The sequence below is a fragment of the Bradyrhizobium sp. LA2.1 genome (assembly GCF_040547725.1).
Lineage (GTDB): Bacteria > Pseudomonadota > Alphaproteobacteria > Rhizobiales > Xanthobacteraceae > Bradyrhizobium > Bradyrhizobium barranii.
In genome coordinates this window covers 352,572-366,178 of the sequence record NZ_JBEPQI010000007.1, presented here as the reverse complement: position 1 = coordinate 366,178, position 13,607 = coordinate 352,572, and the positions used below count along the sequence as shown (strand labels likewise).

At 63.7% G+C, this 13,607-nt stretch carries 12 protein-coding genes; 11 read left to right on the top strand and 1 reads right to left on the bottom strand.

The window, feature by feature from the left end; translation table 11 throughout:
• The first annotated feature begins 52 nt into the window (after positions 1–52).
• The 9 genes from ABIB95_RS16665 to ABIB95_RS16625 all read left to right on the top strand — a co-directional run bounded on the left by ABIB95_RS16665 (position 53) and on the right by ABIB95_RS16625 (position 10,240).
• Complete coding sequence (locus tag ABIB95_RS16665; RefSeq protein WP_354240616.1) at positions 53–1,369, top strand: NAD(P)/FAD-dependent oxidoreductase; 1,317 nt, start codon at positions 53–55, stop codon at positions 1,367–1,369.
• Positions 1,370–1,428: 59 nt separating this feature from the next.
• Positions 1,429–2,745 (top strand): NAD(P)/FAD-dependent oxidoreductase, encoded by a 1,317-nt coding sequence (locus tag ABIB95_RS16660; protein ID WP_354240614.1) that lies wholly within the window; start codon positions 1,429–1,431, stop codon positions 2,743–2,745.
• 475 nt (positions 2,746–3,220) lie between these two features.
• Positions 3,221–4,618, top strand: a complete 1,398-nt coding sequence (locus tag ABIB95_RS16655) for an MFS transporter (protein WP_354240612.1) — start codon at positions 3,221–3,223, stop codon at positions 4,616–4,618.
• Positions 4,619–4,738: 120 nt separating this feature from the next.
• Positions 4,739–5,566, top strand: a complete 828-nt coding sequence (locus ABIB95_RS16650; protein ID WP_247307466.1) for a 3-oxoadipate:acetyl-CoA acetyltransferase — start codon at positions 4,739–4,741, stop codon at positions 5,564–5,566.
• A 145-nt stretch (positions 5,567–5,711) separates the two neighbouring features.
• Positions 5,712–6,917, top strand: coding sequence for an MFS transporter (locus ABIB95_RS16645; RefSeq protein ID WP_247307465.1), 1,206 nt, complete (start codon positions 5,712–5,714; stop codon positions 6,915–6,917).
• A 137-nt stretch (positions 6,918–7,054) separates the two neighbouring features.
• Entirely contained in the window at positions 7,055–7,741 is a 687-nt protein-coding gene (locus ABIB95_RS16640; protein ID WP_247307458.1) for an outer membrane protein, read from the top strand.
• A gap of 218 nt (positions 7,742–7,959) precedes the next feature.
• On the top strand, positions 7,960–9,189 hold the full coding sequence (locus ABIB95_RS16635) for a CaiB/BaiF CoA transferase family protein (RefSeq protein WP_063982558.1): 1,230 nt from the start codon (positions 7,960–7,962) through the stop codon (positions 9,187–9,189).
• A 239-nt stretch (positions 9,190–9,428) separates the two neighbouring features.
• The gene (locus tag ABIB95_RS16630) at positions 9,429–9,644 is read left to right on the top strand and encodes a hypothetical protein (RefSeq protein WP_092192602.1); all 216 of its coding nucleotides are present in this window, start codon (positions 9,429–9,431) and stop codon (positions 9,642–9,644) included.
• 203 nt (positions 9,645–9,847) lie between these two features.
• Complete coding sequence (locus tag ABIB95_RS16625) at positions 9,848–10,240, top strand: RidA family protein (RefSeq protein ID WP_038942317.1); 393 nt, start codon at positions 9,848–9,850, stop codon at positions 10,238–10,240.
• 3 nt (positions 10,241–10,243) lie between these two features.
• Here the strand turns inward: ABIB95_RS16625 and ABIB95_RS16620 are convergent, their stop codons facing one another.
• Positions 10,244–10,906, bottom strand: coding sequence for a TetR/AcrR family transcriptional regulator (locus ABIB95_RS16620; RefSeq protein WP_166092677.1), 663 nt, complete (start codon positions 10,904–10,906; stop codon positions 10,244–10,246).
• A gap of 209 nt (positions 10,907–11,115) precedes the next feature.
• Here ABIB95_RS16620 and ABIB95_RS16615 point away from each other — a divergent pair, with 209 nt between their 5' ends.
• Complete coding sequence (locus tag ABIB95_RS16615; RefSeq protein WP_063982561.1) at positions 11,116–12,351, top strand: acyl-CoA dehydrogenase family protein; 1,236 nt, start codon at positions 11,116–11,118, stop codon at positions 12,349–12,351.
• A gap of 131 nt (positions 12,352–12,482) precedes the next feature.
• Positions 12,483–13,541: a phosphotransferase family protein gene (locus tag ABIB95_RS16610; RefSeq protein ID WP_063982562.1), complete on the top strand. Its 1,059-nt coding sequence runs from the start codon at positions 12,483–12,485 to the stop codon at positions 13,539–13,541.
• The last annotated feature ends 66 nt before the right edge of the window (positions 13,542–13,607 follow it).

The window sequence follows — 13,607 nt, the reverse complement described above, 5'->3', positions numbered from 1 at the left end:
GCCATCCCACGTGCAATGAAAATGAAAGGTGAGCCGGAAGGCCCAATACATCATGCCTCGTTTTGACGACATCTACGCCAAGGACTTCAAGGAGACGCCTTACTGGTGGGAGGCCGCGGAACCGGAGACTGATCTCGATCCGCTGCCGGAGCGAGCCGACGTCGTGGTCATCGGCTCGGGCTATGCCGGGTTGAATGCAGCGACTCATCTGGCGCGCGCCGGGCGCTCCGTCGTCGTCATCGACGGTGACCGGATCGGGGAGGGAGCCTCGACGCGTTCGGGCGGGATGGTGTCGAGTGGCCAGAAGCTGGTGGTTAGTGGTGCGATCAAGGGAATCGATCCCGTGCTCTTCTCGCGCCTGATCGGCGAGAGCAACGAGAGCTTCGATTATCTGAAGATGCTGGTCGAGACGGAGAAGCTGGATGCGGGGCTTGCGCTCAGCGGCCGCTTTTTCGGCGCCCACGCCGCGGGCGATTACGAAACCCTGAAGCGGCATGGCATGCTTCTGGCGGAAAAGACCGGCGTGACCGTACATTTCCTCGATCGCGCGCATCAGCGATCGGCGATCGGTTCGGACTATTATCACGGCGGCATGGTGATCGACGAATATGGCGGTCTGCATCCGGGCAAGTATCACAAGGCGCTGCGCGACCGGGCGCGCGCCGCCGGCGTCATGCTGCGCTCGCATGCGCGCGCGGGTATGGTGCAGGATGGTGCGAAAGGAGAGAAGATCGTGCCGACCGCTCGAGGTGCCATCCGGGCTGCCCACGTGGTCGCAACCACAAACGGTTACACCGCCGCCGATGCGACGCCTGGCCTCGCCAGCCGTATCGTGCCGGTCAAGAGCTATCAGATTGCCACCGCGCCGCTGCCGGCCGATCTCTTGGCCGAGCTTGTTCCGCAGGCCCGCATGGTGTCCGACACACGCCGTGATTTGATCTACGCCAGGCCGTCGCCTGACGGGACACGGCTTCTGTTCGGTTCACGCCCGGGCATCTTCGACATGCCCGACAAGCTGGCCGCGAAGCGGCTTTATGCGCGCATGTTGGCCATCTGGCCGCAGCTTGCGGGCGTGAAGATCACTCATGCCTGGAGCGGGCGCGTGGCCATGACCGGCGACAAGATAGCCCATCTCGGGGCTCGCGACGGCGCGGATTTCGCGGCTGGTTGCAATGGCAACGGCGTCGCGCTGATGACCTTTCTCGGCTACCAGACAGCACGCAAAATTCTCGGCGAGCAGAACATGCCATCGGCCTTCGATCGCGAGACATTCACGGCCGTGCCCTTCTATTCGGGCAAGCCCTGGTTCGTGCCGCTCTTTGCCGGCTGGTATCGCCTGCGCGATTTCCTCGACCGTCCGGGACGCTGAGCCCGGGCGGCACATCCGGCCCGGCTCGCCTTCCGCGTACCCGTTTCAAGGAGGACCACGTGTCCAGGATTATTCCCGATCTTGTCGTCGCGCCGCAGGAGCTGCCTGCGCATGTGGACGTCGTCGTGATCGGCGGCGGCATCATCGGCGTGTCGACCGCGCTTTCGCTGGTTGAGCGTGGCGTCTCCGTTGCCCTGTGCGAAAAAGGATTGATCGGAGCAGAGCAGTCGTCGCGAAACTGGGGCTGGGTACGCCAAATGGGGCGCGATCCGGCCGAGTTGCCGCTCGCGATCGAGAGTCTTCGGCTCTGGCGTGGCATGAACGAGCGTATCGGCGGCGAAACCGGCTTTCGGCAGGCCGGCATCGCCTATCTCTGCGACACGGATGCCGACGTTGCGATGTATGACGAGTGGTTGAAACACGCCACGTCTTTCGATCTCGACTCTCGCTTCGTAAGGGGCGAGGCGCTGAAGACGCTCATGCCGGGTATGGCGAAACCGTTCCGTGCCGCGCTGCATACGCCGAGCGACGGCAAGGCGGAGCCGTTTATCGCCGTCCCTGCAATCGCGCGCGGCGCGGCGGCGAAAGGGGTGCATATCCTCACCAACTGCGCGGTCCGTTCCATCGAGCGGTCGGCGGGCAGGGTGAGCGGCTGTGTCACCGAGCGCGGCGAGATCCGCTGTTCGTCCGTCGTGCTGGCGGGAGGGGCTTGGTCGCGCCTCTTCGCCGGCAACATGGGCATCGATCTTCCGGTCCTGAAGATCCTCGGCAGCGTCGCCCGCGTTTCTTCGATCGAGGGCGTTCCGGATTTTGCCGTTGGTGCGGGCAACTTCGCTTTCCGGCGCCGTCTGGATGGCGGATTCACCGTCGCCCAACGCAACGCGAACGTCGCCCCGATTACGCCGGACAGTTTTCGATTGTTCTGCGACTATACGCCGACGCTCATCAAGAGCTGGAACGAACTGACGCTTCGCATCGGCGGTCAGTTCGTTCGCGAGCTGAAAATGGCCCGCTTCTGGAGGAGCGACGAGGTTACGCCTTTCGAGCAGGTCCGCATTCTCGATCCCGATCCGTCGCTGCGATTCGTCCATGGCGGCCTCACCCATCTGGGCGAAGCTTTCCCGGCGTTCCGCGCCGCCAGGATCGTGCAAATGTGGGCGGGCCTGATGGATGTCACGCCGGATGCCGTTCCCGTCATCGCACCGGTCGGCTCCGTTCCAGGCTTCTATCTCGCGACCGGCTTCTCGGGCCACGGCTTCGGTATCGGTCCTGGCGCCGGCGCCCTAATGGCCGATCTCGTGACCGGTTCGACGCCTTGCGTAGATCCCGCACCCTTCCGGATGGAGCGCTTCAAGCGCTTGAAGAGGGCCGCCTGATTTTTGATGCCCACGCCAAACAAGGTGTAGTCGTCACGGGAGCTCTTCTCGTGGCAGACGGCGGCAGCCGGTCTCCCACACACAGTCGCGCTGTCTGATGCGGGCAATCTTGCTGGCATGGGAGAAGCGAGCCCAGCGTGCGCTTGTGGCGAAAAGCGTGTTTTGAACGGACGGTCTGAAAATATCTGGTCGTCTCTGCGTCGGATGTCGACGACGCGTCTCCGCCGGAGCGCTGCTGATCGGCGCACAATCGCCAACTGTGTTCAAGTCCGGCGAAAATAACATCATGTTAGGTTTATCGCATAACTGGGTAATTGTGTTAGCCCGGCGAAAGCCTATTGTCCCGACCAATCGGATACCCATCGGCAGTGACAAGCGCTCGCGGAAGTCGGCAGGGCGCCCGGAGAATGCTGCCCAATTTCTAGCGAAGCCCGACAACGGGACGTCAGCAAACCCAGTGGAGGAATTTTCTGCGATGACCACGACTCGCACGATCCGTCACATGAGTCAGTCCCGGAAGGCTGCTGCGAGCGGCTGGATCGGTTCGGCTCTCGAATATTATGACTTCTTCATTTACGCGACCGCCGCGTCGCTGATCTTCCCGCAAATCTTCTTCCCGTCGGAAAACCCCACCGTCGCCATCGTCGCATCGCTGGCGACCTACGGTGTGGGATATGTGGCCCGGCCGATCGGGGCTTTCGTTCTCGGACATTGGGGCGACACCCATGGCCGCAAGACCGTTCTCATCGTCTGCATGTTCCTGATGGGCATCTCGACGATGGCGGTGGGTTTTCTGCCGACCTATCAGCAGGTCGGCATCCTGGCGCCGATCCTGCTCGTCATCCTGCGCCTTGTGCAGGGATTTGCGGTGGCCGGTGAAATCTCCGGCGCGAGCTCGATGATCCTGGAGCATGCGCCGTTCGGCCGGCGCGGCTTCTATGCCAGTTTCGCCCTTCAGGGCGTGCAGGCCGGACAAATCCTCGCGGCAGCCGTGTTCCTGCCGCTGGCGGCCTATATGCCGACCGACGCATTCAATAGCTGGGGATGGCGGATTCCGTTCCTGCTCAGTTTCTTCGTCATTGTCGCAGGCTACATCATTCGTCGCGAAGTCGACGAAACCCCTGCCTTTGCGCAAGAGGGCGCACGGGGAGAAACGCCGCGGTCGCCCATTGTTCAGGCCATCAAGCTGAGCTGGCGCGACATGCTCAGGGTCATCTGCATGGCTCTGATGAACGTCATCCCGGTCGTTGCGACCATCTTCGGTGCGGCCTACGCGGTGCAGCCGGCCTATGGCATCGGTTTTGCCAAGGACGTCTATCTGTGGATCCCGGTCCTCGGAAATATGCTGGCCATATTCGTCATTCCCTTCGTCGGCAATCTCTCCGACAAGGTCGGTCGCAAGCCTCCGATCATCGTGGGCGCGCTGCTCTCAGGCTTGCTTGCCTTCGTCTATCTCTATGCCATCAGCATCAGGAATGTGCCGCTCGCGATCCTGGTGTCGCTGCTGATGTGGGGCGTCGTCTATCAGGGCTACAACGCGATCTTCCCGAGCTTCTACCCGGAGCTGTTTCCGACCCGCACGCGGGTGTCGGCGATGGCGATCTCGCAGAACATCGGAACGACCATCACCGCGTTGCTTCCGGCCCTGTTTGCGACCGTGGCGCCTCCCGGCTCGGACAATATCCCCTTGACGGTGGGAGCGATCGCCTTCGGTATCACTGTCATCGCGGCGCTGGCGGCCGTCACGGCCCGGGAGACCTATCGGGTCAGTATCGACGATCTCGGCAATCCCAAGGCCGTTCCGATGCCGCGGGCCGACTATGAGCGGCAGCGTGCGGAGGCGGCGAGCGGTGCGACCGCAATTCCGACCTGAAGGGCACGCAACGGGCCTGCCGCTGCGATCGATGATGTTTGCAGCGGCAGGGCTCGATGCGTTACTTGAGTGCCTATTCGAACTCCGTGCGCGCGAGCGCGATCATCATGAGGTCAAGGGATGAACCCCGTTGTTGTTGCTGTCGCCATCACCGGCTCCGTTCCGCGCAAGAAGGACAATCCCGCGGTGCCGATCTTGCCGTCCGAGCAGATCGAGTCGACGCAGGAGGCCTTCGAGGCCGGCGCCACGCTTGCCCATATCCATGTTCGCAACGATGACGAGACGCCGTCCTCCGACCCCGCGCGCTTCGCGCAGGTGCAGGAGGGGATCAAAAAGCATTGTCCGGGGATGATCGTTCAGTTCTCGACCGGCGGGCGGGGCCGCGATCCCTCGGCGCGGGGATCATCGCTTTATCTGAAGCCGGACATGGCCTCGCTGTCGACAGGATCGGTGAACTTTCCGACGATTGTCTATGAGAACGGCGCCGCCCTGGTCGAGACTCTCGCGACCGGCATGAAGACAAATGGCATCCGCCCGGAAATCGAGATCTTCGATCTGTCGCATCTACACGGTGCGCGGCGTCTGATCGAGGCGGGGCTGATGGACTCACGTCCGCACGTGCAGTTCGTCATGGGCGTCAAGAATGCGATGCCGGCCGACGAGCATGTCCTCGACATCCTCCTGGGAGAGCTGAAGCGGCTGATCCCGACAGCGACGTGGACGGCGGCCGGGATCGGACGCCATCAGGCCGAGGTCATGGGCTGGGCGCTTGCGCGCGGCGCCGACGCGGTGCGCACCGGGCTCGAGGACAATATCAGGATCGACAAGACCCGCCTGGCCGCCAGCAATGCTGAGCTCGTGGCCATCGCCGGCGAGGCTGTCGCGCGCCACGGCCGGCGCGTCGCGACCGCGGCCGAGGCGCGATCCTTGCTCGGGCTCGCGGGGTAGGGGCTACTGCCTCCTGCTGACATGCTCCCGGCCGCCTTCTGCCATTCGGCGGCCGGCGTTCCGCTGCGCCAGGACTTCCGTTATCAAGACTCCCGCTATGACGTGTCTATGCGGACGCATGCAGCTGGGGCAGGCGACGATCGGAATGCGGTTCTTGAAATCTGACGGCAGGCTCATCGGGGTCCTGCTGGTGCTTGCAATCACCCAGCTCATTGGATGGGGCACGATCGGCCTTCCGCCGATCGTGGGCCGTGACCTCGCGGCCGATCTCGGCATGAGTCTGCCGATGGTGTTTGCGGGCACCTCGACGCTTTATGTCACCATGGGCCTGTGCGCGCCCTGGCTCGCCAGGGCTTTTGCGCGGCACGGCGCACGCAAGGTGATGATGGTGGGCACCGTCGTGGCCGTGCCGGGCTATGTCCTTCTGTATTTTGCGCACGAGCCGATGCTCTATTTCGTGGCCTGGGTCATCCTCGGCATGGGCGGCAGCGCCACGCTGTCGACCGGCGCCTATATCATGCTCAACGAGGTCGCTGGGCGACAGGCCAAGAGCGCGATTGGCGCGCTCATGCTGGTGACGGGACTGTCCGGCAGCATCTTCTGGCCGACCACCTCGTTCCTGAGCGGCCATTTCGGTTGGCGCGGCACGTGCCTCGTCTACGCCGCCATGCTGTTTCTCGTTTCGCTGCCGCTTTATGCTTTCGCAACTCCACGCCGGGCCCTCGCGAAGGAGGGGGGCACCGCTCCCGCAAGGCAAGCCAGCGCGCTGTCAATTCCGCGGAGCACGTTCGGCCTCGTCGTCGCCGCGATCACCGTCAATGCCTTCGTCACGTTCGGCCTGAGTGCCGTCTTCATCGAGTTGCTGCGCGCCGAGGGGCTGGCGCCGGCGCAGGCGATCGCCTTCGGCTCGATGCTCGGCGTGATCCAGGTCAGCGCCCGCGGGCTCGACTTCCTCGGCGGCGGGCGCTGGGACGGCATTACGACGGGGCTTGTCGCCGGCACGGCGCTGCCCGTGGCCATGCTGCTTCTGATGCTGAGCGAGGGGGCGACCTGGGCGGTCGCGGTCTTCATCCTGCTCTATGGCGCCGGCAGCGGTGCCATGGCGGTGGCGCGGGCGACGATACCGCTGGTGTTCTACGACCAGGCCGAGTTCGCCAAGGCGTCGTCGATGATCGCGCTGCCGCTCAATCTGGCCTCCGCGATCTCGCCGCCCGTTCTTGCCGGCCTGCTCACCCAGTTCGGCAGCCGCGGCGCGCTCGGTCTCACCTTCGTCTGCTCCTGCGCAGCGGTGCTGATCCTGGTTCTGCTCGGCCGCCGCCGACCGCAGGTGGCCGCGGCCGGTGTGGTGTGAGGTCGGCGGCACGTCGGTTGCCGCGAGTTGCCGGTCGCTTCCTATTCGTTTTCACCGAGTGTCGCCCGGCCGCCACAGCAAAAGCGGGGGGAACCCGCTAGAGTTGGAATCGTCAATCCCATGGGCTGGAATTTGCAATGAAACGCACGCTGATCTGCCTCGCCGCGCTGGCCTGCTCCGCCGTCGGTGCGGATGCTGCCGACTTGCCCGTTAAGGCAGTGCGCTCTGTCGCCGTGTCGCCCTTCGCATGGACTGGCTTCTATGCAGGTGTCCAAGGTGGTTACGCGTGGAGCCAGGATCGCACTGTCGAATTCTTCTTGGGCGGGCCTCCGACCGGCTTCACGCATGGGGTCCGCGCGGACGGCGGCTTCGGCGGTGTCCATGTGGGCTACAACCATCAATTGGACAGGCTCGTTGTTGGCCTTGAGGCCGATGTAGACGTGGGCCCGGTGAACGGCGGATTTAACATCCCGTTTTTCCGATACGACGCGCGCAAGGAGTGGGAGGCCTCCGTTCGCGGACGGCTCGGCTTTACACCGACTGAGCGCCTGCTGCTCTATGTGACGGGTGGCTTGGCGTTCACTGAGCTGAAGTACCGGTGGACGTCGACATTGGCAGTGCCCACGGTGGATGCCGACATTTCGAAGACCGGATGGACCGCAGGCGTCGGCGGAGAAGCGGCGCTGACCAATCGGGTTACGGCGCGCCTGGAATATCGCTATAGCGATTTCGGCACGTCCCGCTTCGACTGGCCCGACGTCGGGAGCTACGAGCAGCATCCTCGCTTCCAGTCCGTGCGCGGTGGAATCAGCGTCAGGTTCTAGCCGTCATCAGCGGCGCGGATCGCCGTGGCGGAGCGCCGGCGCCGGCGCGATAGCCGTGGCGCGGAAATTCGCCCGCCGCAGGGCCGCTCCTGCTGCCGGGCGATGGATAGCCGTATGCCCCGAACGCAGTGCTCAGAACTCCAAAATGGTGTATCCGCAGGGAGCGCGGCCAGGGCTTAAGGCCGCCGCGCCAATATCAGTTCCCGGAGGAAATCGACATGTCGGCCTTGCCGCTCTCAGGCATCAAGATCCTTGACCTCACCCGCGTGCTGGCCGGGCCCCTGTCGGCCCAGATGCTGGGCGATCTCGGCGCGGAGGTGATCAAGATCGAGCGGCCGGGCACCGGCGACGACGCGCGCGCCTTCGGCCCGCCTTATCTGACCGACCCCGAGGGCAAGGCGAACAACAACAATTCGTTCTATCTCTGCGCCAACCGCAACAAGAAGTCGGTCACCGTCAACATCGCCAAGCCCGAGGGGCAGGCGATCATCCGCGCGCTCGCCAAGGACGTCGACGTCTTCATGGAGAACTACAAGGTCGGCGATCTCAAGCGCTATGGCCTCGACTACGAGACGATCAAGGCGATCAACCCCGGCATCATCTATTGCTCGGTGACCGGCTTCGGCCAGACCGGCCCCTACGCGCCGCGTGCCGGCTATGACGCGATCCTGCAGGCGATGGGCGGCCTGATGAGCGTCACCGGCCATATCGACGGCGAGCCCGGCGAGGGTCCGATGAAGGTCGGCCCGTCTATCGTCGATTACATGACCGGCATGAACACCTCGATCGGGATTCTCTCGGCGCTGTACCATCGCGACGCCAATGACGGGCAGGGACAGCACATCGACGTCTGCCTGTTCGATACCGTCATCGCATCGCTGTCGCACTGGCTGCAGATCTACCTCGTCAACGGCAAGATGCCGCCGCGCCGCGGCACCTGGGGCAATGGCGGCATGCCGGCCGGCGTATTCCGCTGCACCGACGGCGAGCTGATGCTGGTGGTCGGCAATGACGGCCAGTTCCAGCGCACCTGCGCCGTGCTCGGCGAGCCCGAGCTCGCCAACGACAAGCGCTTCGTCAAGAACAACGACCGCGTCGTGCACGGCAAGGAAATCATGGCGATCTTTGCCGGCCTGTTCCTGAAGCAGCCGGTGGCCTACTGGTTGGACAAGCTGGAGGAGGCCGGCGTGCCGTCGGGCCCGATCAACAATTTCGAGCAGGTGTTTTCCGATCCGCACGTCCAGTCGCGCGGCATGCGGGTGAAGGTCGACCATCCGTTCGAGCCCGATCTCTCGCTGATCCGCAACGCGCTGACCCTCTCGGAGACTCCGATCGAGAACTACCGCGCCCCGCCGCTGCTGGGCGAGCACACCCAAGAGGTGCTCGGCGGCAAGCTCGGCTATGATGCCGGCAAGATCGAGCAGCTGAAGCAGCAGGGGATTATCTAGCTTCGCTTCCTGATCCTCCCAGGGGCGTGCCGGCGAAGACCAATGCTGGCGCGCATGCGACAGCGATCCTGACCAGCCTGGGAGCGACGGTTGCGACCGCGGACGACGCGCGCGCCATGTTCGGCCTTGCCTGAGGCTTGCGCGCAATCCCCAGATAAACCCGGTCCGTACTCGCACAGGCTTCCGCTTTGCGCGCGACTCTGATGCCATCCTCCCCACGTAAGTCCGGGAGGGAACGAATGTCCTACACGATCGGGTTTCAGGCCAAGAACCAGAAGGCAGTTCTGGCAACCGAGGCAGCAACGGCCAATCAGGCCGTCGCCATCATTGCAGCGCTGCGGCAAAGCGCCGACGAGATAAAGTTCATCCGTTCGCCCCAGGAAGGCGAGATGGGCATCGAGATGCTGCTGCTGCTCGCCAAGGAAGAGGCCGAGGAGATGCCGCAGCGGGCGTAAGGCACGATCCGGAAAACTGCGCAGCGGTTTTCCCTCGCGACAAACGCGGAACGGGTTTGCGCGGAGATTATCTCAAACAAAAACTAGAGCGCGATCTCATCGCGCTTTAGGCCCGCAACCACACTTCGAGCTTTAGCGAAGCATGCCGGCTGCAAAATAATGTAGCAAGGCGCCAGTCTCGCTCGAACCGAAGGTGGCCGCCGATGAAACGCGAAGCGCTCCGCGTCGAACCGATCTCGTCCTTTCTCGACCGCGTCAAGGCGCCGACCTCGCCGGTCACGCGCGCCGGCAACATGATCTTCGTCGCCGGCCTGCCGCCGTTCGACCCCGAGACGGGCGAGATCGGGGGGATGCCAATCGCGCGGCAGAGCGAGATCATCATGGAGCAGATGAAGCTCTGCCTCGAGACGGCAGGCGCCTCCCTCGATAACGTCATGAAGTGCAACGTCTACTGCACCTCGACCAAACACTTCGCCGTCTTCAACGCGATCTATGCGCGCTATTTCCCGATCGATCCGCCGGCGCGCATCTTCGTCTGCACCCCGGAATGGTTCGGCCCCTTCGACGTCGAGATCGACTGCATCGCGATGATGTGAGCGCTAACGCGCGACAACCCGTGACGGCGCCTTCGTCTCGGTCCGCCCCGCCGTCAGCGCCATCGTCGCGACGCTGACGACGCGCGCGACGACGTCCTCGACGTCGTCGAGATCGCATTTGCCTTCCGACAGCTTCGTCAACCGCTCGCTCTCGCGGATGGTGTGGTGCGCCATGGCGAGCGCGAAGTTCAGGCCCCAATAGATATCGACGTCGCTGCGGTCGGGCAGGGACCGTCGCATGGCGCCCGCGAATTTCCGCAAATGGTCGATCTCGCGGTTCTTGATGCGGCGGATCGGCGGCACGGATTCGATCGAGGCGCGGATCATGAAGCGCGCCGCGGTGGATCGCTGGTTTTCCGGACCAAGGCAGCCGCGCAAGGTCGGGCCGACCAGGGCGCGCAAGATCACCTCGATCGGCGCACGACCGCCGCCTTGTTCTTCCGCGGCCTTCAATTCGCGCAGGCGTTCGCGGTTGGTGGCGATCGAGCGCGAGACGAACAGCTCCGCGATCAATTCGTCCTTCGAGCCGAAATGATAATTCACCGCCGCGAGGTTGACGTTGGCCTCCGCGACGATGTCGCGCAGCGTCACGTCGCCAAAGCCGCGATCGGCATAAAGCCGTTCGGCGGCGGCGAGAATGGCAGACCTCGTATGATCGCTGGCCATGGATGCCCCTCGGGGAGGGAGTTGCAATTCAAACACTTGTATGAAACTATCGTTTGAAGGCCGGAGAAAGTCAATCCGCAATCGAGACTCGTTCGCAACGCGCGAGCCGGTTCCGAGGCGTCCGCAAGCATTCGCGCTTGCGGGGCGCGTGCGGCGGGAGGACAGTCCGGCGCAAAACAGCTTTGCAAAGAGAGACCGAGGAGCGTCCCATGGATTTCGATCTGTCCCCCAAGCAGAAGGAATGGCTCGACCGCGTGCAGTCGTTCATGACCAAGCACGTGCGTCCGGCGGTGCCGATCTATAACGAGCAGGATCACAGCGGCGAGCGCTGGAAGGTGATCCCGGTTCTGGAGGACCTCAAGAAGAAGGCGAAGGCCGAAGGCCTCTGGAACATGTTCATGCCGCCGAACGAGCATGAGGACGACGAATTCCGCGGCGCGGGATTGACCAATCTCGAATACGCGCTGCTGTCGGAGCAGATGGGCCACATCTCCTGGGCTTCGGAAGTGTTCAACTGTTCGGCGCCCGACACCGGCAACATGGAAGTGTTCATGCGCTACGGCTCCAAGGAGCAGAAGCGCAAATGGCTGCGTCCGCTGATGGACGGCGAGATCCGATCGGCGTTCCTGATGACGGAACCGGCGGTCGCCTCGTCCGACGCCACCAACATCGAGACCAGCATCGAGAAGGATGGCGATCACTACGTCATCAACGGCCGCAAATGGTGGTCGTCCGGCGTCGGCGATCCCCGCTGCAAGATCGCGATCCTGATGGGCAAGACCGATTTCAAGGCGGCCAAGCATCAGCAGCAGTCGCAGATCCTGGTTCCGCTCGACACCCCCGGCATCAAGGTCGAGAAAATGCTGCCGGTGTTCGGCTTCGACGATGCGCCGCACGGCCACGCCCAGGTGCTGCTCGAGAACGTGCGCGTGCCCAAGGAAAACATCCTGCTCGGTGAAGGCCGCGGCTTCGAGATCGCGCAGGGCCGCCTCGGTCCCGGCCGCATCCATCACTGCATGCGCACCATCGGCAAGGCAGAGGAAGCGCTGGAGAAGATGGTGAAGCGTCTGATGTCGCGCACCGCCTTCGGCAAGAAGATCGTCGAGCACAGCGTGTGGGAGCAGCGCATTGGCGAGGCCCGCACCAACATCGAGATGACACGTCTGCTCTGCCTCAAGGCTGCCGACATGATGGACAAGGTCGGCAACAAGACCGCGCAGGCCGAGATCGCCATGATCAAGGTCGCGGCACCCAACATGGCGCTGAAGATCATCGACGAGGCGATCCAGGCCTTTGGTGGCGCGGGCGTTTCGGACGAGGCGGGTCTCGCCAAGGACTACGCCGGCATCCGCACGCTGCGGCTCGCCGACGGTCCGGACGAGGTGCACAATCGCGCCATTGCCAGGCTTGAAGTTCGGAAGTATGCCAATTCTCCCAAGCATTAAGAGGGAGAGCCCCGCGGCGCTCCCGACCTGAAAAAGACGACAGGGCTGATCCGCATTCGGTGACCGCTTGACGCAAGTGCGTCAGCGGTTACCGATTAGGATCATGTTCGGACTGAAGAGGGAGCGTCATCGTGGCTGACGGCGTCAGGAAAGACGAAGAATTCTCGGGCACCAAGCCGGTCGAGGAGCGTCATCGCTTCGACGAGATGCGGCTCGAAGCCTGGATGCGCGACAACGTCGAAGGCTATGAAGGCCCGCTGGTCGTGCTCCAGTTCAAGGGCGGCCAATCCAATCCGACCTACCGGCTGAACACGCCGAACCGCTCATATGTGATGCGCCGAAAGCCGTTCGGCAAATTGCTGCCGTCGGCGCACGCGGTCGATCGCGAATATCGCGTCATCGCAGCCCTTGGAAAGCAGGGCTTTCCGGTCGCGCGCGCCTACGCGCTGTGCCAGGACGACAGCATCATCGGCGCCGCCTTCTACATCATGTCGATGGAGGACGGCCGGGTGTTCTGGGATCCGACGCTGCCGAGCCAGACGCCGGAGGACCGCCGCAAGATATTCACCAGCAAGATCGAGACGCTGGCAAAACTCCACATGTACGATCCCGTAGCGATCGGCCTCGGCGAGTTCGGCAAGCCCGGCAACTACTTTGCGCGGCAGATCGACCGCTGGACCAAGCAGTACCGGGCGTCCGAGACGCAGCACATTCCGGAGTTCGAGAAGGTCGCCGAATGGCTGCCCAAAACCGTGCCGGAGCAGGCGCGCGTCTCGATCGTCCACGGCGACTATCGCCTCGACAACATGATTTTCCACGCGACGGAACCGCGCGTGCAGGCCGTGCTCGACTGGGAACTGTCGACGCTTGGCGATCCCATGGCCGACTTCACCTATCTGTTGATGCAGTGGATCATGCCGGGCCTGGAGGGCGCCGACCTCAAGGCGCTCAACATCCCAAGCGTGGAAGAGGCCGCGCAGATCTATTGCAACGTCACCAAGATGACGGTGCCTGATCTCAACTGGTATTTTGCCTACAACCTGTTCCGCCTCGCCGGCATCACCCAAGGCATCGCCGGCCGCGTTCGCGACGGCACCGCGGCCAATGCCAAGGCGCTGGAGTCAGCCAAGCGCACCGTGCCGCTGTCGAAGGCGTCGTGGGAGTACGCGCAGAAGGCGGGCGCGGTTTAGACACACAAAGGCGCGGCTGATGGCCGCGCCTTTTCGCTTTGTGGTTCGCCGTCTCCACACTTTCGG

Bases quoted from the DNA above. Each gene is read 5' to 3' on its own strand.
- ABIB95_RS16665 (WP_354240616.1), top strand. From the start codon at position 53: ATGCCTCGTTTTGACGACATCTACGCCAAGGACTTCAAGGAGACGCCT.
- ABIB95_RS16655 (WP_354240612.1), top strand. From the start codon at position 3,221: ATGACCACGACTCGCACGATCCGTCACATGAGTCAGTCCCGGAAGGCT.
- ABIB95_RS16650 (WP_247307466.1), top strand. From the start codon at position 4,739: ATGAACCCCGTTGTTGTTGCTGTCGCCATCACCGGCTCCGTTCCGCGC.
- ABIB95_RS16645 (WP_247307465.1), top strand. From the start codon at position 5,712: ATGCGGTTCTTGAAATCTGACGGCAGGCTCATCGGGGTCCTGCTGGTG.
- ABIB95_RS16640 (WP_247307458.1), top strand. From the start codon at position 7,055: ATGAAACGCACGCTGATCTGCCTCGCCGCGCTGGCCTGCTCCGCCGTC.
- ABIB95_RS16635 (WP_063982558.1), top strand. From the start codon at position 7,960: ATGTCGGCCTTGCCGCTCTCAGGCATCAAGATCCTTGACCTCACCCGC.
- ABIB95_RS16630 (WP_092192602.1), top strand. From the start codon at position 9,429: ATGTCCTACACGATCGGGTTTCAGGCCAAGAACCAGAAGGCAGTTCTG.
- ABIB95_RS16625 (WP_038942317.1), top strand. From the start codon at position 9,848: ATGAAACGCGAAGCGCTCCGCGTCGAACCGATCTCGTCCTTTCTCGAC.
- ABIB95_RS16620 (WP_166092677.1), bottom strand. From the start codon at position 10,906: ATGGCCAGCGATCATACGAGGTCTGCCATTCTCGCCGCCGCCGAACGG.
- ABIB95_RS16615 (WP_063982561.1), top strand. From the start codon at position 11,116: ATGGATTTCGATCTGTCCCCCAAGCAGAAGGAATGGCTCGACCGCGTG.